At 73.9% G+C, this 17,472-nt stretch carries 15 protein-coding genes and 1 pseudogene; 4 read left to right on the top strand and 12 right to left on the bottom strand.

Annotation, left to right across the window (positions count from 1 at the left end):
* Positions 1–111: 111 nt before the first annotated feature.
* A complete protein-coding gene (locus tag AB0G13_RS06425; protein WP_357869772.1) occupies positions 112–684 on the bottom strand; it encodes a TetR family transcriptional regulator in 573 nt (190 codons plus the stop codon).
* A 222-nt stretch (positions 685–906) separates the two neighbouring features.
* On the opposite strand from AB0G13_RS06425, the gene AB0G13_RS06420 reads away from it, so the two are divergent.
* Positions 907–2,223: a D-arabinono-1,4-lactone oxidase gene (locus AB0G13_RS06420; RefSeq protein WP_357869755.1), complete on the top strand. Its 1,317-nt coding sequence runs from the start codon at positions 907–909 to the stop codon at positions 2,221–2,223.
* Between the two features lie 97 nt (positions 2,224–2,320).
* Here AB0G13_RS06420 and topA read toward each other — a convergent pair whose 3' ends face one another.
* The 6 genes from topA to AB0G13_RS06390 form a co-directional block, all read right to left on the bottom strand.
* Positions 2,321–5,146, bottom strand: a complete 2,826-nt coding sequence (topA, locus tag AB0G13_RS06415) for a type I DNA topoisomerase (protein ID WP_357869752.1) — start codon at positions 5,144–5,146, stop codon at positions 2,321–2,323.
* A gap of 344 nt (positions 5,147–5,490) precedes the next feature.
* Entirely contained in the window at positions 5,491–6,060 is a 570-nt protein-coding gene (locus AB0G13_RS06410; RefSeq protein WP_357869769.1) for a hypothetical protein, read from the bottom strand.
* A 131-nt stretch (positions 6,061–6,191) separates the two neighbouring features.
* On the bottom strand, positions 6,192–6,734 hold the full coding sequence (locus AB0G13_RS06405) for a hypothetical protein (RefSeq protein WP_357869749.1): 543 nt from the start codon (positions 6,732–6,734) through the stop codon (positions 6,192–6,194).
* A gap of 113 nt (positions 6,735–6,847) precedes the next feature.
* Entirely contained in the window at positions 6,848–9,202 is a 2,355-nt protein-coding gene (locus AB0G13_RS06400; protein ID WP_357869746.1) for a sodium-translocating pyrophosphatase, read from the bottom strand.
* A gap of 342 nt (positions 9,203–9,544) precedes the next feature.
* Positions 9,545–9,979 carry an ATP-binding protein gene (locus tag AB0G13_RS06395; RefSeq protein WP_357869743.1) on the bottom strand — a complete coding sequence of 145 codons (435 nt, stop codon included), beginning with the start codon at positions 9,977–9,979 and terminating at the stop codon, positions 9,545–9,547.
* A complete protein-coding gene (locus AB0G13_RS06390) occupies positions 9,979–10,335 on the bottom strand; it encodes an STAS domain-containing protein (protein WP_357869740.1) in 357 nt (118 codons plus the stop codon). The genes AB0G13_RS06395 and AB0G13_RS06390 overlap by 1 nt, the downstream gene beginning before the upstream one ends.
* A 142-nt stretch (positions 10,336–10,477) precedes the next feature.
* On the opposite strand from AB0G13_RS06390, the gene AB0G13_RS06385 reads away from it, so the two are divergent.
* The 3 genes from AB0G13_RS06385 (at position 10,478) to AB0G13_RS06375 (ending at position 14,267) form a co-directional block, all read left to right on the top strand.
* A complete protein-coding gene (locus tag AB0G13_RS06385; protein ID WP_357869737.1) occupies positions 10,478–13,096 on the top strand; it encodes a DEAD/DEAH box helicase in 2,619 nt (872 codons plus the stop codon).
* A gap of 125 nt (positions 13,097–13,221) precedes the next feature.
* On the top strand, positions 13,222–13,428 hold the full coding sequence (locus AB0G13_RS06380; protein ID WP_121397051.1) for a hypothetical protein: 207 nt from the start codon (positions 13,222–13,224) through the stop codon (positions 13,426–13,428).
* Between the two features lie 260 nt (positions 13,429–13,688).
* Positions 13,689–14,267 (top strand): hypothetical protein, encoded by a 579-nt coding sequence (locus tag AB0G13_RS06375; protein WP_357869733.1) that lies wholly within the window; start codon positions 13,689–13,691, stop codon positions 14,265–14,267.
* Between the two features lie 331 nt (positions 14,268–14,598).
* Here the strand turns inward: AB0G13_RS06375 and AB0G13_RS06370 are convergent, their stop codons facing one another.
* The 5 genes and pseudogenes from AB0G13_RS06370 to AB0G13_RS06350 form a co-directional block, all read right to left on the bottom strand.
* The gene (locus tag AB0G13_RS06370) at positions 14,599–14,952 is read right to left on the bottom strand and encodes an Rv3654c family TadE-like protein (RefSeq protein WP_357869730.1); all 354 of its coding nucleotides are present in this window, start codon (positions 14,950–14,952) and stop codon (positions 14,599–14,601) included.
* A gap of 62 nt (positions 14,953–15,014) precedes the next feature.
* The gene (locus AB0G13_RS06365) at positions 15,015–15,458 is read right to left on the bottom strand and encodes a TadE family type IV pilus minor pilin (RefSeq protein WP_357869727.1); all 444 of its coding nucleotides are present in this window, start codon (positions 15,456–15,458) and stop codon (positions 15,015–15,017) included.
* Entirely contained in the window at positions 15,455–15,583 is a 129-nt protein-coding gene (locus tag AB0G13_RS06360) for a DUF4244 domain-containing protein (protein WP_208418639.1), read from the bottom strand. The genes AB0G13_RS06365 and AB0G13_RS06360 overlap by 4 nt, the downstream gene beginning before the upstream one ends.
* Before the next feature lie 64 nt (positions 15,584–15,647).
* Complete coding sequence (locus AB0G13_RS06355) at positions 15,648–16,379, bottom strand: type II secretion system F family protein (protein ID WP_357869766.1); 732 nt, start codon at positions 16,377–16,379, stop codon at positions 15,648–15,650.
* A 53-nt stretch (positions 16,380–16,432) separates the two neighbouring features.
* Positions 16,433–17,098 (bottom strand): annotated as a pseudogene (locus AB0G13_RS06350) (hypothetical protein); the annotation flags it as partial.
* Positions 17,099–17,472 lie beyond the last annotated feature (374 nt).

The following is a 17,472-nucleotide window of genomic DNA, read 5'->3' as shown; positions in this document are numbered from 1 at the left end:
CCCGCCGGGCCGTGCGCGCCCGGGCCGTCGCCACTTTGCTTCGCCGCCCGGCGCTCCCCGGGCCGTTCGCGTCCGGCCGCCGCCCGGAGCCGGGTGCCGACGCGGCCGGTGTCAGCCGGGCTGGTTGGCGTCGGCCGGGGCGTCGACCTGGCGGTGCAGGTACTCCCGGATCAGCGCCTTCGCCTCGACCAGCACCCGGTCGTCGCCCTCGGGCTGCCGGCGGAACGCCAACTTGATCAGCGCGTCGGCCGCCTCCACCGCGATCTCCAGGTGGAACCGGAGGTCGGGGACGTCCAGCCCGAAGCGCTCGGCGAGCACGCGGGCCAGCTGGTCCGCGATCACCCCGTTGTTGTCCCGCTGCTCGTCGAGCAGGTGCAGGTCGACCACGTCGCCGAAGTGCAGGGTACGGAAGCCCGGAACGGTGCGGTGCATCGTGATGTACTCGTCGATCCCCGCGTCGACCCCGTCCCACCAGTGGGTCAGGTCGTCGGAGGCGAAACGCTCGTCGAGCCGCTGGAGGTAGGACTCCATCGTGCGCAGGGTCAGCGCCTGCACGATCGCCCGCTTGTCAGGGAAGAACTGGTAGACCGAACCGATCGCCACCTCGGCACGCTCGGCGAGGAGGGTCGTGGTCAGTCCCTCGTACCCCACCTCGTCGACGAGTTCGGCGCAGGCGTCCAGCATCCGCTGGACCCGCGCGACACTTCGACCCTGCACCGGTACGCGGCGCAGCGGCCCGGCTGTGGCGGCTGGTGTGGACACTCGCCACCCCCCTTCGACGGATGAACATATCTGCACGTCACGGGTTCGTGACTACCGGTACAACGAGCAAACCTCGATTGCGGTATTTACCTGCTACAACGTTCCTGATATGAAGTTAGTTCACATTCATGTCGAGGAGTGCGCATGGCCGGGACCGCACCGCCCACCCTGGCAGCCTGGTCCAACTGGGCCGGCAACCAACGCGCCACCGCCACCGCCATCCTGCGACCCACCTCCCTCGCCGACGTCACCGAGGCCGTCCGCGCCGCCGCGACGACCGGGGACCGGATCAGGGCGGTCGGCAGCGGCCACTCCTTCACCGGCGTCGCGGTCACCGACGGACGGCGGATGGAACTGACCGACCTGGACACGGGGGTACGCGTCGACGTCGATCGCCGACTGGTCACCGTACCGGCCGGAACCACCCTGCGCGCGCTCAACGAACTGCTCGCCGCACACGGCCTGGCACTGCCCAACCTGGGGGACATCGACGCGCAGACGATCGCCGGGGCGATCTCCACCGGCACCCACGGCACCGGCGCCGGATACGGCTGCCTGTCGACGTTCGTCGAGGCGCTCACCCTCGTCACCGGCACCGGCGAGGTGCTGCGCTGCTCCGCCGACGAGCACCCCGACGTCTTCGCCGCCGCCCGGGTGTCGCTGGGCGCGCTCGGGGTGCTCGTCGAGGTGACCCTGCGCTGCGTTGACGCCTTCGTGCTCCTCGCCCACGAGCGGCCGGCGCCGCTGGAAGCCGTGCTCGGCCGGCTGCCCTCGCTGGTCGGGGAGCACGACCACGCCGAGTTCTACTGGTTCCCGTACACCGACCGGGTGCAGGTCAAGACCAACGACCGGGTGCCCGCCGACGACCGGCCGCTGCCCCGGTGGCGCGGCTGGCTGGACGACGAGTTCCTGTCCAACACCGTCTTCGCCGGGGCCTGCCGGCTCGGCCGCGCCGTGCCGGCGCTCGCCCCGGGCATCAGCGCCGTCTCCGCCCGCGCGCTCACCGAGCGCCGCTACACCGGCCGCTCCGACCAGGTCTTCTGCACCCCGCGCCGGGTCCGCTTCGTGGAGATGGAGTACGCGCTGCCACGCGACGCCCTCCGCGAGGCGCTCGACGCGCTGCGGCGGATCGTCGACGGGCTGCCGTTCAAGGTGCTCTTCCCGGTCGAGGTGCGCTTCACCGCCCCCGACGACATCTGGCTCTCCCACGGGTACGGGCGCGAGTCGGCGTACGTGGCCGTCCACCAGTACGTCGGCATGCCGTACGAGCCGTACTTCCGGGCCTTCGAGCAGGTCGCGGCGAGCCTCGGCGGCCGGCCCCACTGGGGCAAGCTGCACTGGCGCGACGCGGAGTCACTCGCGGCGGCCTATCCCCGCTGGGCGGACTTCCAGGCGCTGCGCGCCCGCCTGGACCCGCACCACCTCTTCACGAACCCCCACCTGACCCGGGTCCTCGGCTGACGCCCCGCGCCCCCGCCCGCTCCGGACGATCCTGGTACGGACGCGCCCGGAGGGGCGCGCTCGTACCAAGAATCTCTGCCGCGGACCGGCGGATGGCTCAGTCGGTGCTGGTGGTGGCCTTCTTCGGGGCGGCCTTCTTCGCCGGGGTCTTCCTGGCGGTGGTGGCCTTGGCCGTCGTGGTCTTCTTCGCGGCCGTCGACTTGGTCGCCGCGGCCGTCTTCTTCGCCGCCGTGGCCTTCTTGGCGGGCGCCTTCTTGGCTGCGGTCTTCTTCGGCGCCGGCCCCTTCGCCCGCTTCTCGGCGAGCATCTCGGAGGCCTCCTCGATGCTCAACGCCTCCGGGGTCTGGCCGCGCCGCAGCGACGCGTTCGTCTCGCCGTCGGTCACGTACGGGCCGAAGCGGCCGTCCTTGATGACCAGCGGCTTCTCGGTCAGCGGGTCGACGCCCATCTCCCGCAGGGGCGGCGCGGCGGCCCTGCGCTGGCGGGCCTTCGGAGCGGCCAGCAGGGCCAGCGCCTCGTCCAGCGTGACGGTGAACATCTTCTCTTCCGAGTCCAGCGAGCGGAACTCGTCACCGCGCTTGACGTACGGGCCGTAGCGGCCGTTGTTCGCGAGGACCTCGGCGCCGTCCGGGGCCAGGCCGACGAGCCGGGGCAGGCTGAGCAGCTTCAGCGCCTCGTCGAAGGTCAGCGAGTCCGGCGACTGCGAGCGCAGCAGCGACGACTTGCGCTCGCCGCTGGACACGTACGGGCCGAAGCGGCCCGACTTGAGCAGGATCGGCTCGCCGGTGGCCGGGTCGTCGCCGAGCTTGCGCTCGCCCCCGCCGCCGAGGAACAGCTCGTGCACCTTCTCGGGGGTCAGCTCGTCCGGCGCCAGCCCCTCGGGGATCGGCGCCCGGTCGCCCTGGCCGCCGCCCTCCTCGCCCTCGGCGGCCGGTGCCTGCTGCTCGCCCGGCACCGCCCGCTGGAGGTACGGCCCGTAGCGGCCCACCCGCACGACGACCTCGCGGCCCTCGTCGTCGGTGAACAGCGGGATGGAGTTGACGCTGCGCGCGTCGATCTCGTTGATGTTCTCGGTGACCAGCTTCTTCAGCCCGCCCGAGCGGGCGATGTCCTGGTCGCCGGCGCCGTTGGCGCCGCCGAAGTAGAACGCGGTGAGGAAGTCGACGGCGGCGTGGTCACCGCCGGCGATCTCGTCCAGCTCGTTCTCCATGCTGGCGGTGAAGTCGTAGTCGATCAGGCGCGGGTAGTGCCGCTCCAGCAGGCCGATCACCGCGAACGCCAGGAAGGTCGGGATCATCGCCTGGCCGCGCTTGGTGACGTACCCGCGGTCCTGGATCGTCTGCATGATCGACGCGTACGTCGACGGGCGGCCGATGCCCAGCTCCTCGAGGGCCTTGACCAGCGACGCCTCGGTGTAGCGCGACGGCGGCTGGGTGTGGTGGCCCTGCGCGGCGAGCTCGTCGGCGGTGAGCGGCTGGTCCTTGACCAGGTTGGGCAGGCGACGCTCGGCGTCCTCGGCCTCGGCGTTCTCGTCGTCGCTGGACTCGACGTACGCCCGCAGGAAGCCCGGGTCGGTGATGGTCTTGCCGGTGGCGCCGAAGTCGGCCTCCTCCTGGGCGGAGGAGACGGCGCGGATGCGCACCGAGACGCTGGAGCCGACGGCGTCGGTCATCTGCGAGGCGATGGTGCGCCGCCAGATCAGCTCGTAGAGCTTGAACTCCTCGGCGGAGAGCTCCTTGGCCACGTCGCCCGGGGTGCGGAAGTTGTCCCCCGCCGGGCGGATCGCCTCGTGCGCCTCCTGCGCGTTCTTCACCTTGCCGGTGTAGCGGCGCGGCTCCGGCGGCACGCTGCGCTCGCCGTACAGCTCGACGATCTGCCGGCGGGCCGCCGCGATGGCGGTCTCCGACAGGTTCACCGAGTCGGTACGCATGTAGGTGATGTAGCCGTTCTCGTAGAGCCGCTGCGCGGTGCGCATCGTCTGCTGCGACGAGAACCGCAGCTTGCGGGCCGCCTCCTGCTGGAGGGTGGAGGTGATGAACGGCGCGTACGGGCGGCGGCGGTAGGGCTTCTCCTCGACCCGGGTGACGGTGAACGGCCGCCCCTCCAGGCGGGCCGCGAGGCCCCGGGCGCCGCCGGAGTCGAGGTGCACCACGCCGGCGCCGGCCTTCACCCGGCCGGTGGTCGGCTCGAAGTCCTTGCCGGTGGCGATCCGGTCGCCGTTCAGCGCGACGAGGGTGGCGTTGAAGCTGCGCGGCCCCTCGCCGGCGTCGACCACGGCCAGCGTGGCCAGGATGTCCCAGTATTCCGCCGTGCGGAAGGCCATCCGCTGCCGCTCGCGCTCCACCACGATCCGGGTCGCCACGGACTGCACCCGGCCCGCCGAGAGCTTCGGCATGACCTTCTTCCACAGCACCGGCGAGACCTCGTAGCCGTAGAGGCGGTCGAGGATGCGCCGGGCCTCCTGCGCGTCGACCAGGTCGCGGTCGATCTCGCGGGGGTTGGCCACCGCGGCCTGGATGGCCGGCTTGGTGATCTCGTGGAAGACCATCCGCTTGACCGGCACCTTGGGCTTGAGCGTCTCCACCAGGTGCCAGGCGATCGCCTCGCCCTCGCGGTCCTCATCCGTCGCCAGGAAGATCTCGTCGACCTCCTTGGCCAGCTTCACCAGCTTGCTGATCTGCTGCTTCCGGTCGGCGGAGACCACGTAGAGGGCGTGGAAGCCGTTGTCGACGTCCACCCCGAGCCGGGCCCACGCCTCGCCCTTGTACTTGGCCGGCACGTCGGCGGCGTTGCGCGGGAGGTCCCGGACGTGGCCGAAGCTGGCCTCCACGACGTATCCCGGGCCGAGATAGCCCGAGATCGTCTTGGCCTTCGCCGGTGACTCGACGATGACCAGACGGGTGGTTCCAGCTTTGCTCGGCACGTCTCTCCCCGACCTCACTCCTGCTCGTAGCCACCGGCGCCCCGTTCGGGCCCACCTTCGGCCCGCCGACCCCCGGCGGTCCGGATGTCCAACGTAACGCGCCGCCCACGTTTCGGGTTTCGCGGGCGGCAAACCGTCCCGGCGGGGCGGCCTCTTTCTCCGCCGGCGGCGGGACGTGCCGGACGGCGCCACCGTACACCGTGCGTGTGCCGCCAGGCGGGACACTGTGACGATGGCGGACCCTCGGCCGAGGCGCCACCCGGCCGTTTTCCGCGAAATTGCGCACGTGCTGTCCCGCATCGGACAGGCGCGATCGGCGTCGACGAGACGGCGCCGACGGTCGGTCAGGAGCGGGCCGGCCAGTCCGTCGCGGGAGCGGCGGGCGGCGGGTCGCCGACCAGCTCGGCCAGGCGGGCGAGCCGCCGGCGGCCGGTGATCCGGTACGCCGGCCCACCCTCGCCCGGCCCGAGCAGCGCCCCGGAGAGGCCCACCGCGTCGAGCGCCCCGCCGATGGGCTCCCAGCACTCCTCGTCGGCGGGGCCGAGCCGGAGCAGGAAGCCGGACGGCTCGGCGGCCCCCGCCGCGGCGAGCCAGAGCCGCAGCCGCCGGCCGTTGAGGTGCAGACCGGCGGGCGGTCGCTTGCCGGTACCGCGCAGCCAGGCCATCGCGAGCGGCTTCAGCGTGCGGGCGTACGAGGTGCGCACCGCGTGCCGCCCGTCGGCGGTCGCCTCCCAGGTGGCCGCCACCCCGCGCAGCGCCAGCTCGGCGACGAGCACGTGCACCCGCCAGGCGGCGTCGACCACGACCGAGAGCCGGGCCGTGCCGCCCATCCGGACCACCTCCCCCGGGCCGGCCAGCAGCCCGGCGAGATCGGCGACGGACGGGTCCGCCGCCTCCGCGCCGAAGAAGGTCAGCTGCCGGGCGGATTCGTCGGCGTCGGCCGGCGAGGGCGGGGCGGGGCGGCGGGCGACCGGCGCGACCCGGTCCGCGGGCGCCGGGAAGAGCACCGGCAGCGCCTCGCTGCCCGACGGGTCACCGGTCCCGCTCAGCGACACTCCGGCACCTCGTCGAAGGCGCGTCTCAACTCCTCGGAGTTGAGCCGGCTGGTGTCGAGCGCGCTGGCGTCGTACTCCTTGTTCAGGGTGTCCACGGCGGCCCGGACGCCGTCGTAGAAGACGGTGGGCTGGCCGGTGCCCAGCCCGTCGATGGTGTCGCGGGCCCTGCCGTACGCGTCGCGCACCTTCGCCAGCGAGGCGCGGAAGCCCGCGGAGACCTCCTCGCCGTGCTCGGTCTCCGGGATGCCGGCCTCCTCGACCTTGCGTCGGGCGGTCTCGCTGGCCTGCTCCGCGCCGCCGAAGAGCCGCACCAGGTTCTCCTTCGCCTGCGCCGGGGTGGTCTGGGCGGTCATCTGCTGGTCGGTGCTGCTGGTCAGCTTGCTGATCTCGGCCCGCCACGGGGTGAGCGCGGAGCAGACCGACGCCGCCCACGCCTGCGGGCTGGGACCGCCGCCGCAACCGGCCAGCACGAGTACGAGCGTGGCCAGGACCACCGTGAGCTTTCCGGCGGCTGTCGCCCGGCACGTGCGCATGCGTTGCAGCGTACGGCCTCTGTCGAGTCCGGGCACCGGACAGGTTTGCCGGGTGGTACGTGCGGTCCCCGGCCGGCCGCGCGGGCCGACCGGGGACCGGGACGCTGGACGGATCAGGCGTTGACCGTCTCCGGCCGCTGGTCCGGGCTGCCCGCACCCGCGCCGGAGTCGGAGTCGGACATCGCCACGCCCTTGCGCTTGCTGAACACCACCGCCGCGACGATGATCAGCGTCGCCACCACGGCGATCCCCACCCGCAGGGCGGTGTTCCGCTCGTCGCCCACGCTCCAGGCCACCACGGCCGGCGCGATCAGCAGCGAGACCAGGTTCATCACCTTGATCAGCGGGTTGATCGCCGGGCCGGCGGTGTCCTTGAACGGGTCGCCGACGGTGTCGCCGATGACCGTGGCGGCGTGCGACTCGGAGCCCTTGCCGCCGTACGCGCCGTCCTCGACGAGCTTCTTGGCGTTGTCCCACGCGCCGCCGGAGTTCGACAGGAAGACCGCCATCAGCGTGCCGGCGCCGATCGCACCGGCCAGGTACGCCGCCAGCGCGCCCGGCCCGAGGCCGAAGCCCACCGCGATCGGGGCGAGGATGGCGAGCAGGCCGGGGGTGATCAGCTCGCGCTGCGCGTCCCGGGTGCAGATGTCGACGACCTTGCCGTACTCGGGGCGCTGGGTGCCGTCCATGATGCCGGGCAGCTCGCGGAACTGCCGGCGTACCTCCATCACGACCGCGCCCGCCGAGCGGGAGACCGCGTTGATGGCCAGGCCGGAGAAGAGGAACACCACTGCCGCGCCGATGATCAGGCCGACCAGGTTGCGCGGGTTCGCCACGTTCAGCGAGTTGAGGATCTCGGTGCCGACGTCGCCCACCCCCGCGTCGGAGTACGCGGTGCGCAGCGTGTCGGTGTACGAGCCGAACAGCGCCGTGGCGGCGAGCACCGCCGTGGCGATCGCGATGCCCTTGGTGATCGCCTTGGTGGTGTTGCCGACCGCGTCCAGCTCGGTGAGCGTCCGGGCGCCGTGCTCGTCGATGTCGCCGGACATCTCCGCCACGCCCTGGGCATTGTCGGAGATCGGGCCGAAGGTGTCCATCGCGACGATCACGCCGACCGTGGTGAGCAGGCCGGTGCCGGCCAGCGCGACGGCGAACAGCGAGAGCGTGATGGAGCTGCCGCCGAGCAGGAACGCGCCGAACACGCCGGCGCCGATCAGCAGCGCCGAGTAGACCGCCGACTCCAGGCCGACGCTGATGCCGGCGAGGATGACGGTGGCGGCGCCGGTCTGCGAGCTCTTGCCGATGTCCTGCACCGGGCGCCGGTTGGTCTCGGTGAAGTAGCCGGTCAGCGCCTGGATCGCCGCGGCCAGCACGATGCCGATGACGACCGCGCCGATGGCGACCGTCCGCGGGTTCTCGCTGACGTCGGTCAGCCCGCCCTCCAACTCGGCGAAGGTGGCCGGCAGGTACGCGTACGTGGCGATCGCCACCAGGACCGCGGAGAGCAGCGCCGAGATGTAGAAGGCCCGGTTGATCGCGGTCAGGCCGTTGCGGTCGGAGGCGCGCAGCCGGGTGATGAAGACGCCGACGATCGCGATGAGCACGCCGATGGTGGAGACGATCAGCGGGAAGACCAGGCCCTCCTCGCCGAAGGCGGCGCGGCCGAGGATCAGCGCGGCGACCAGGGTGACCGCGTACGACTCGAAGAGGTCGGCGGCCATGCCGGCGCAGTCACCCACGTTGTCGCCCACGTTGTCGGCGATCGTGGCGGCGTTGCGCGGGTCGTCCTCGGGGATGCCCTGCTCGACCTTGCCGACCAGGTCGGCGCCGACGTCGGCGGCCTTGGTGAAGATGCCGCCGCCGACCCGCATGAACATGGCGAGCAGCGCGGCGCCGAAGCCGAAGCCCTCCAGCACGGTCGGCGCGTCGCTGCGGTAGAACAGCACGACCAGCGCGGCGCCGAAGAGGCCGAGGCCGACGGTGAGGAAGCCGACCACGCCACCGGTGCGGAAGGCGATCTTCATCGCGGCCTCCCGGCCGCCCTCGCGCTCCCGGGCGGCGGCGGCGACGCGCAGGTTGGCCCGGGTGGCCAGCCACATGCCGGCGCCGCCGATGAACGCGCTGAACAGCGCGCCGACGACGAAGAAGACGGACCGGCCGATCTTCACCGCCATCTCGCTGCCGTCGGTGTCGTGCACCGGCAGCAGGAAGAGCAGCACCACGGCGACGACCACGAAGATCGCCAGGGTCCGGAACTGCCGGAGCAGGTAGGCCGAGGCGCCCTCCTGGACCGCGCCGGAGATCTCCTGCATTTTGTTGGTGCCCTTGCCGGCGGCCAGCACGGCCTTCGTCAACGCGCCCGCGAAGGCGAGCGCCACCAACGCGATGACCGCGGCGATGACGACGTACGTGACGTTGTTCCCGGTGAGGGAGATCCCGCCGCCCTCGGCGGCCAAGGTGTCGGACATCTGTGTCCTCCTGTACCGAACGCTCGCGCCGGCCGGTGGAGACGCACCGACCCGGCGCCTGGATGCGGAGTCGCAAGCGCGCGCCACCCACCCCGGACGGACCAGCGATGAACAACCGTTCCCGCTGGCTGCGGGATGGATCACTTGCTGACAACTCGCGTACTGTAGCCCTCCACAGTGTTGGAGGTCACACCGAGGGGGCACCGGCGGTCGATGATCTACGTCGCTGTGTTATGAGGAAAAATCTGATATAGGAGCCCATCCATGCCAGAGAGGCCGCGCCCCAGCGGGACGCGGCCTCACGGCGCAGGATGCCCTCAGCGAGGGCGTCGGAGGATCAACTCAACGGCCGACGGGCCAGACCATCCGCACCTCGGTGCCGACGCCCTCGTCGACCGGGCGGACCTGGAGATCCTCGACGAAACCGGCCAGCAGCGCGAAGCCGACGCCGGTGGTGAGGTCGTCCTCGTTCAGCGACTCGTTGGCGAGCTGGTCGGCGTCCAGCGCGGCCAGGCCGAGACCGGCCTCGATCGGCGCGCGGTCGACGACGCGCACCGCGTACGCCCCCGTGTCGGACATCTCGACGAGCACGGGCTCGGGCACGCCGTACTGGCGGTGCAGGGCGACCGCACGGGTGCACGCCTCACCGATGGCCAGCCGCACCTCGTCGAGCAACTCCTCGCGGACCCCGGCCCGCCGGGCGACCGCCACCCCGACCAGGCGCGCGGTGCGCACGTGCACCGGGGCCGGCGAGAAGGAGAGCTTGACCGTGGCCATCAGACGCCAGCGCCGGCCGGGTCGGTGCCGATCGCCGCGTCGACCGTGGGATGCAGCGGGAAGACCTGGTCGAGGGCGGTGATCCGGAAGATCTTGAGCAGCGGCTCCTTGTCGCAGACCAGCGCGAACGAACCGCCGGCCGCGCGTAGCCGCTTGAGCGCGCCGACCAGCACGCCCAGCCCCGTGGAGTCGAGGAAGTCCACCCGACCCAGGTCGACCACGACGTGGCGGGCCCCGCCGTCGATCAGCTCGAGGAGCCGCTCCCGCAGCCGGGGGGCGGTGTAGACGTCCACCTCACCGCCGACCTCGAGCACCGTGTGCTCGCCCACGGTGCGGGTCGCCAGCGACAGCTCCATCGGTCCTCCCTCGCAAGAGCCGTAAACTCTCCTGGGCATCTAACCATCCCCGCCGGAGACCGGCTCTGCTCGCCGGCGGAGGCATCCCCTTACCCCGGCCCTCAACTTTTCATCTCCGAACACCAGTGCGAGAGTGCAGGACGTGACCTCCGACGACTTCAGCTCGGCGCGTCGATCGCCGCGCGACGACCTGAAGCCGTCGTCCGACAACTCCGGCCCGGCGCACCCGACGCCGCGCGACGACCTGAAGCCGTCGTCCGCTGCGACCGTATCCGTGGGGGCCGGGCCGGGGCGAGCGCCGGCCGACCTGCTGGGCCGGCTGCGCGCCCGCACCAGCACCGACCCGGTCACCCACGTCGAGCGGGTGCCGGCACGGGCCGGCGAGCCCGTCCCGTGGCCGGACTGGGCACCGGAGGACCTGCGCGCGGCGTTCGCCCGGCGCGGCGTGGTCGCGCCCTGGCGGCACCAGGCGGAGGCGGCCACCCTGGCGTACGACGGCCGGCACGTGGTGGTGGCCACCGGCACCGCGTCCGGCAAGTCCCTGGCCTACCAGCTCCCCGCGCTGGCCACCCTGCTCGCCGACCCCCGGGCCACCGTGCTCTACCTGGCGCCCACGAAGGCGCTCGCCGCCGACCAGTTGCGCGCCGTCGCCGCGTTGGAACTGGAGGGGGTACGCCCCGCCTGCTACGACGGGGACACCCCGCGCGCCGAGCGGGAGTGGATCCGGCGGCACTCCCGGTTCGTGCTGACCAACCCGGACATGCTGCACCACGGCATCCTGCCCGGGCACGCCCAGTGGTCGGGTTTCCTGCGCCGGCTCACGTACGTGGTGATCGACGAGTGCCACACCTACCGAGGGGTCTTCGGCTCGCACGTCGCGCACGTGCTGCGCCGGCTGCGGCGGCAGTGCGCCCGGTTCCGGAGCACACCCGTCTTCGTGCTCGCCTCGGCCACCTCCGGCGACCCGGCGACGGCGGCCGGGCGGCTCACCGGGCTGCCCGTCGACGCAGTCACCGAGGACACCTCGCCGCGCGGCGGGGTGACGTTCGCGCTCTGGGAGCCGCCGCTGCTGCCGCCGGACTCGGCCGCGGACCAGCAGGCGGACCTCACCCAGGTCCGCCGCTCGGCCCTGCGGGAGACCGCCGACCTGCTCGCCGACACGGTCGCCGAGGGGGTACGCACGCTCGCCTTCGTGCGCTCCCGGCGCGGCGCCGAGGTCGTCGCGGCGAACGCCCGCCGGTCCCTCGACGAGGCGGTGCCCGGGCTCGGCGACCGGGTGGCCGCCTACCGGGCCGGCTACCTGCGCGAGGAGCGGCGCGAACTGGAACGCGCCCTGCTGCACGGCGACCTGCTCGGGCTGGCCTCGACCAACGCGCTGGAGCTGGGCGTCGACCTGGTCGGCCTCGACGCGGTGCTGATCTGCGGCTACCCGGGCACCCGGGCCTCGCTGTGGCAGCAGGCCGGCCGGGCGGGGCGCTCCGGGCAGGAGGCGCTCGCCGTGCTGGTCGCCCGGGACGACCCGCTCGACACCTATCTCGTGCACCACCCTGAGGCGGTCTTCGGGCGGCCGGTGGAGGCGACCGTGCTCGACCCGGCCAACCCGTACGTGCTGGCCCCACAGCTCGCCTGCGCGGCGGCCGAGGCGCCGCTGACCCCCGACGACCTGGCGCTGTTCGGCGACGGTGCGAAGGAGGCGGTGGACCAACTGGTCGCGGCGGGGGCGCTGCGGCAGCGGCCGACCGGCTGGTACTGGCGGCACCGGGAGCGGCCGGAGGTGGACCTGCGCGGCGAGGGCGGCGCGCCGGTCTGCGTGGTGGAGGCGGCGACCGGGCGGCTGCTCGGCACCGTCGACGGCGGCTCGTCGCACTTCCTGCTCCACCCCGGCGCGGTCTACCTGCACCAGGGCGTCTCGTACGTGGTCGACTCGCTCGACCTGGCCGACGGGTGCGCGCTGGTGCACCCCGAGGAGCCGGACTGGTCCACCCACGCCCGCGACGTCACCTCGCTGTCGGTGGTGTCGGTCCGCTCGTACGTGGACGCCGGCCCCGTCGGGCTCTTCCTCGGCGAGGTCGACGTGACCAGCCAGGTGGTGTCGTACCAGCGGCGGCGGATCGCCACCGGCGAGGTCATCGACACCCGCCCGCTGGACCTGCCGGCCCGGGAGCTGCGTACGGTCGCGGTGTGGTTCACCCTGTCGCCGCGGTCCCTGACTGCCGCCGGCGTGGAGCCCGCCGACGTGCCGGGAGCGCTGCACGCCGCCGAGCACGCCGCGATCGGCCTGCTACCGCTCACCGCCACCTGCGACCGCTGGGACATCGGCGGGCTCTCCACGGCGGTGCACCCGGACACCGAGGCCCCGACGGTCTTCGTCTACGACGGGCACCCGGGCGGGGCGGGCTTCGCCGAGCGCGCGTACGGGACGGCGGCGGCCTGGCTGCGGGCCACCCGGGACGCGATCGCGGAGTGCGGCTGCGAGGCCGGCTGCCCGTCCTGCGTGCAGTCCCCGAAGTGCGGCAACGGCAACAACCCGCTCTCCAAGCCGGACGCGGTCCGGGTGCTGGACGTGGTGCTCGCCAACCTGCCCGACGGCGTACCGGCGCCCCGCCCTGCCGGCGACCCGCTCGACAGCCCGCCTGGCGCCGCCGTCCTATCGGGCGACCCTCCGGTTCCAGGTGAACGCCTCGCTCCGGACGACGTCGCCCCCGGCGACCCCGCGGGACCGGGCGGCTCCGTCCCGGCTGGCGGAGACCGGTTCGGGTGACGCTCGTGTCCCGGGTGGTGGAAACCAGGCATAGAACCTCTTCTCTCGGGGCAAGTGATGGCTTGGGAGCGCTTCCATCGGTGCTCGCGGATCCCCTAGCCGTCCTTCCCGCCGAAGGAGGAGTCGTGGCCGACACCATCGCCGAGACCGTCGACCTGCTCTACACGATCGACCAGGAGAAACTCACCCCCGACCAGCAGATCGCCCTCGGCACCGCGCTCGCCAGCCTGGCGCAGGCCGAACGCCTGGAACAGATCAACGAGCGGCTGCGCAGCATCCACCAGGTCCTCAACGCGTGGGCGCTCAAGGCGACCGTCGACGGGGGCCGGTGAACCCGCTCCGCGCGGGGACAGCAGGGTCGTGACGGTCGTCGGATCGCGGCAGGTCGCCGGGCCTCGGTGGTTCCGGCGTCGGGGCGGGGTAACGGCGTCGGAGTGGGGTAACGGCGTCGGAGCGGGCCACACCGGGGTCGGCCGGAACGGGCGGGTCCTGGTGGGCCGGGCCGCGTGGCCTGCGGGAAGGTCGCGTGACCTGTCGGCGGCGGAGCGGTCGGAGCTGTGCGACACTCCGGCGACCCCTCGAAGGAGAACTCATGCAACTCGACAACCTGCAGGCCCAGCAGCAGTTCCACATCCGGCAGCGGCTCCGGATGATGGTCAACCAGTACGAGGTCCACGCCGTCGCACCGGACGGCTCCGAAGGCGGGCTGCTGGGGTTCGCCCAGCAGAAGCGGCTCGCCTTCAAGGAGCAGGTGACGATCTACACCGACGACTCGAAGCAGCAGCCCCTGCTCGGGTTCAAGGCCCGCCAGCGCCTCGACATCGGTGCCACGTACGACGTGACCGACCACGCCGGCAACCCGATCGGCCTGTTCCGCAAGGACTTCGCCCAGTCCCTGCTGCGGTCCACCTGGCACGTCGAGCAGGCCGGCCTGCCGCAGATCACCGGCCAGGAGCGCAGCATGCCGGTGGCGCTGCTGCGCCGGTTCGTCGACTCGCTGTCCTGGCTGCCCTACCACTTCGACTTCGTCGCCGGCGGTCAGCCGGTCTTCTCCGTCATCAAGCAGTGGGGCCTGCGCGACCGGTACGTCGTCCAGATCCAGCACCCGCAGGTCGACCGCCGCCTCGTGATCGCGATGGCCGTCGCCCTCGACGCCCTCCAGGGACGCTGACCCGCCCGGGTCGGGGTGTCGACTCCCGTCGCCCCGGCCCGGTCGCGCCCGGCACGGTGATCGCGCCCGGCGCGGCGCGGTCGTTTCCGACGCGATCACGCCCAGAGTGATCGGCGCGGCGTGCGGTCGCGTCCGACGCGGCACGGTCGCTTCCAGCGGGATCACTTCCAGCATGATCGGGGCGGCGCGCGGTCACGTCCGGCGCGACGTGATCACGTCCGGCGCGGTCAGCGCAAGCACCACGACCCGGAGAGGGCTCGCCGGATCCGGTGGAGCGGTCGACGAGCCCGTGATGACGTCGGGCCGCCACCGGGGGCGGCGTGCCTGTCGCTCAGCCGCGGACCGGGCCGGCACGGGCGCTGGCCGTCGCCACCCGCGCCAGGCCGGGCAGCGGGCTCACGGCAACCTCGGCGGTCACCAGGACGTCGAGGCCGTCGAGCCGACAGGCGAGCAGCCGTCCACCGTTGGCGGCGGTGATCTCGGCAGCCCGACCGCAGGCCGCCGGCTGACCCAGGAGGGCCTCGCCGGCACCGGCCAGCGCGCCGAAGTCCGCCGCCACCCGCGCCTGCTGCCGGGCCGTCCGGGCCGCGCCGACGGCGGCACCGAACAACCCGACCATGACGAACGCCAGCCCCACGGCGAGCAGGCAGACGGTCGCCCCACCACGCTCCCCCGTGTGTCTCACCGCGCTCCCGCGCACTTCCACCGTGCCGCCGCCCCGCCGGTCGGCGCCTCCGCTCCGCCCGGTCACGGTCCTGCCACCCCGGACGCCGCACCGGGTCCGTCATCCTCCGCCGGATCGGTGGCCGGGGGCGCGGGCTCCGCGATCCCGGGCCCCACGACACCGGGCTCCACGGCCGCGACCGCCGCCGCGGTCACGGAGATCCGGGGCAGCCGGGAGCCGAGCGCGCGTACGGGTGCCCGGACGGTGGCGACGACCCGCTGGCCGTCGACGGTGACGGTCACCTCCGCTCCCGGCGGGGCCGCACGGCTGGCAGCGGCGACCCCGTCGGCGCCCCGGGAGGCGGCCAGCGCCGCCTCCCGGGCCGCGTGCAGGCAGCCCGCCCTCGTGCCGACGGCGTTGACCGCCGACAACCCGGCGAGCAGGAGCAGCAGAAGCGCCGGCAGGCCGGCCGCCAGTTCGGCGGTGAAGGAACCCCGGTCACGGCCGGCCGGCCGGCGCCGGCTCACTTGAGTGCCCGGTCGATGACGGCGGTCAACGCGGACTGCACGTTGCCCGAGGTCAGCACCTTCAGCAGGATCCCGGCGAAGGCGACCGCGGCCAGGGTGCCGACGGCGTACTCGGCGGTGTTCATTCCGGCGTCGCCGCGCAGGCGGGCGAGCAGTTTGCGCACGTCCTTGTCCTTTCCTCGTTGGTGGTCAGAGCACGTCGCCGAGGACGGCGACGATCACCGGCACCAGGCCGGCGAGAATGAAGGCCGGCAGGAAGCAGAGCCCCAGCGGCAGGACGATGAGCACGCCGGCTCGGCGGGCGGCCGCCTCCGCGGTCGTGGCCCGGTCGGCACGCAGGTCGTCGGCGAGTCGGGTCAGTGCGCCGGCCAGCGCGGCTCCGCTGTTCGCGCTGCGCAGCACGGCGGCGGTCAGTCGCTCGGCTCCCGGCACCGCCGCGAGCGGCGCCCACGCCTCCTCGGGGCCGCCACCGAGCCGCAGCAACCGGCCGACCTGGGCGAGCCGGTCGGCGAGCGGCCCGTCCAGCGCTCCCGCCACGGCCAGGATGGACCTGTCCACGGGTGCTCCCGCCCGCATCGCCGCCGCCAGGAGGTCGGCGGCGAGCGGAAGATCGGCCGCCTCCCGCAACCGCCGGTTCCGCACGGCCGGGGGCTCGATCCGACGGAGCAGCCGATCGAGCAGCAGCGCCGTCGGCAGGGCCGCCACCACCCCGGGCCAGCCGCCGAAGACGACGGCCACGGCCACGCCGCCCAGGCCCGCGGCGACGCGGATGGCGTCCGGCCGCCGCCGACGACGGACGTCGTCGGTCGTGTCGTCACCGGAACCGCCCCGTCGACGGGGCGAGGCGGCCGGGTGCACGCCGACCGGCGCCCTGCGCAGCGCGCGCAGCCGGCGCAGAGGCCGCCGGCCCGCCACGAACATCGCGGCGATCAGGGCCGCCGCCACGAAGCCCACGACCAGCGCCACCCGGGGCATCAGCTCACCCGTCCCGGCGTCGCGCCGAGCCGCTCGGCCCAGAAGAGTCCCGCGACCTGGAGCGCGATGGCGACGACCGCGCACGCACCGCCGACGGGGGTGTGCAGCAGCACCGCCACCGGGTCGACGCCGATGCCGTAGCCGAGCCCGATGCCGCCGAGCGGCAGGGCGGCGAGCAGCAGGGCGGTGGCCCGCGCCCCGGCCGCCTGGGCCTCCGCCGCGGCCAGCCCACGGTCGGCCGAACGGGCGTCCGCCTCGATCCGCTCCAGCAACTCCGCCAGCGGCGCGCCCGTCTGGTCGGCGAGGCGTACGGCCGCGCGGGCCAGTCGGTCCAGACGCCCCGCCCCGCCCCGCTCGTCGCAAGCCGCCGCGCCGCCGCCCGGAGAGCCACCATCGGTCCCCGTCGGATCGAGGGTGAGCCGCTCGGCGGCGACCGGTATCGGCAGGCCGGCCCGCAAGTCGGCCGCCAGCCCGCAGAGCTGGTCCAGCCGGCGCCGCCGGGCCCGGACGGCGTACTGGCCGTCCTTGCGTCGGAGCAGCGCGCGGGCGGCCAGCGTGCCGTAGGCGCCGACGGCCACCGCCGCCACCGGACCGGCCATCAGCAGGCCGGCTCCGGTGCCGGCCGCCGCGGCGAGCAGCAGGGTGCGCCGGGGGGACGCCGTCAGCGCGTCCGGCCGGAGCCACCTCGGTCGCCGACCCTCGCCGGGCGGACCGGTCACCGCCTCGGGCGGACGTGAACGGGCGGCCGTCGGGGCGGGCGTTCCGCCGGGTCGTCGGGCGTCCCGCCGCGCAGGTGGCCGGACCCGACCGGGGTCTCCGTCACCGGGCCGGACCGGCCCCGCCGGGCGCGTCGCGCCACGGTCGTCTCCCGCCGGCCAGGGCCAGGGCGACCGGTCGACCGCGTCCCGCGACGCCCACCGGGCCCCGCCCGCCGGCTCGCGCCCACTACCGGGGGAGCCGCCGGCTGAGGCGTCCGGGCCTGTCGGCGACTGCCGGAGGCGAACCCGGGGTTCGTCGCGCGGGTCGCGGCGGCCGACGG

The organism is Micromonospora sp. NPDC023633, assembly GCF_040640035.1.
In the GTDB taxonomy this organism is placed as follows: Bacteria; Actinomycetota; Actinomycetes; order Mycobacteriales; family Micromonosporaceae; genus Micromonospora.
This window is presented reverse-complemented; position numbering and strand designations above follow the sequence as displayed.

Excerpts from the sequence above, each read along its gene's own strand:
- AB0G13_RS06420 (WP_357869755.1), top strand. The coding sequence starts at position 907 with ATGGCCGGGACCGCACCGCCCACCCTGGCAGCCTGGTCCAACTGGGCC.
- AB0G13_RS06375 (WP_357869733.1), top strand. The coding sequence starts at position 13,689 with ATGCAACTCGACAACCTGCAGGCCCAGCAGCAGTTCCACATCCGGCAG.
- AB0G13_RS06390 (WP_357869740.1), bottom strand. The coding sequence starts at position 10,335 with ATGGAGCTGTCGCTGGCGACCCGCACCGTGGGCGAGCACACGGTGCTC.
- AB0G13_RS06400 (WP_357869746.1), bottom strand. The coding sequence starts at position 9,202 with ATGTCCGACACCTTGGCCGCCGAGGGCGGCGGGATCTCCCTCACCGGG.
- AB0G13_RS06425 (WP_357869772.1), bottom strand. The coding sequence starts at position 684 with ATGCTGGACGCCTGCGCCGAACTCGTCGACGAGGTGGGGTACGAGGGA.
- AB0G13_RS06360 (WP_208418639.1), bottom strand. The coding sequence starts at position 15,583 with ATGAACACCGCCGAGTACGCCGTCGGCACCCTGGCCGCGGTCGCCTTC.
- AB0G13_RS06405 (WP_357869749.1), bottom strand. The coding sequence starts at position 6,734 with ATGCGCACGTGCCGGGCGACAGCCGCCGGAAAGCTCACGGTGGTCCTG.
- AB0G13_RS06395 (WP_357869743.1), bottom strand. The coding sequence starts at position 9,979 with ATGGCCACGGTCAAGCTCTCCTTCTCGCCGGCCCCGGTGCACGTGCGC.
- AB0G13_RS06355 (WP_357869766.1), bottom strand. The coding sequence starts at position 16,379 with ATGTTCGTGGCGGGCCGGCGGCCTCTGCGCCGGCTGCGCGCGCTGCGC.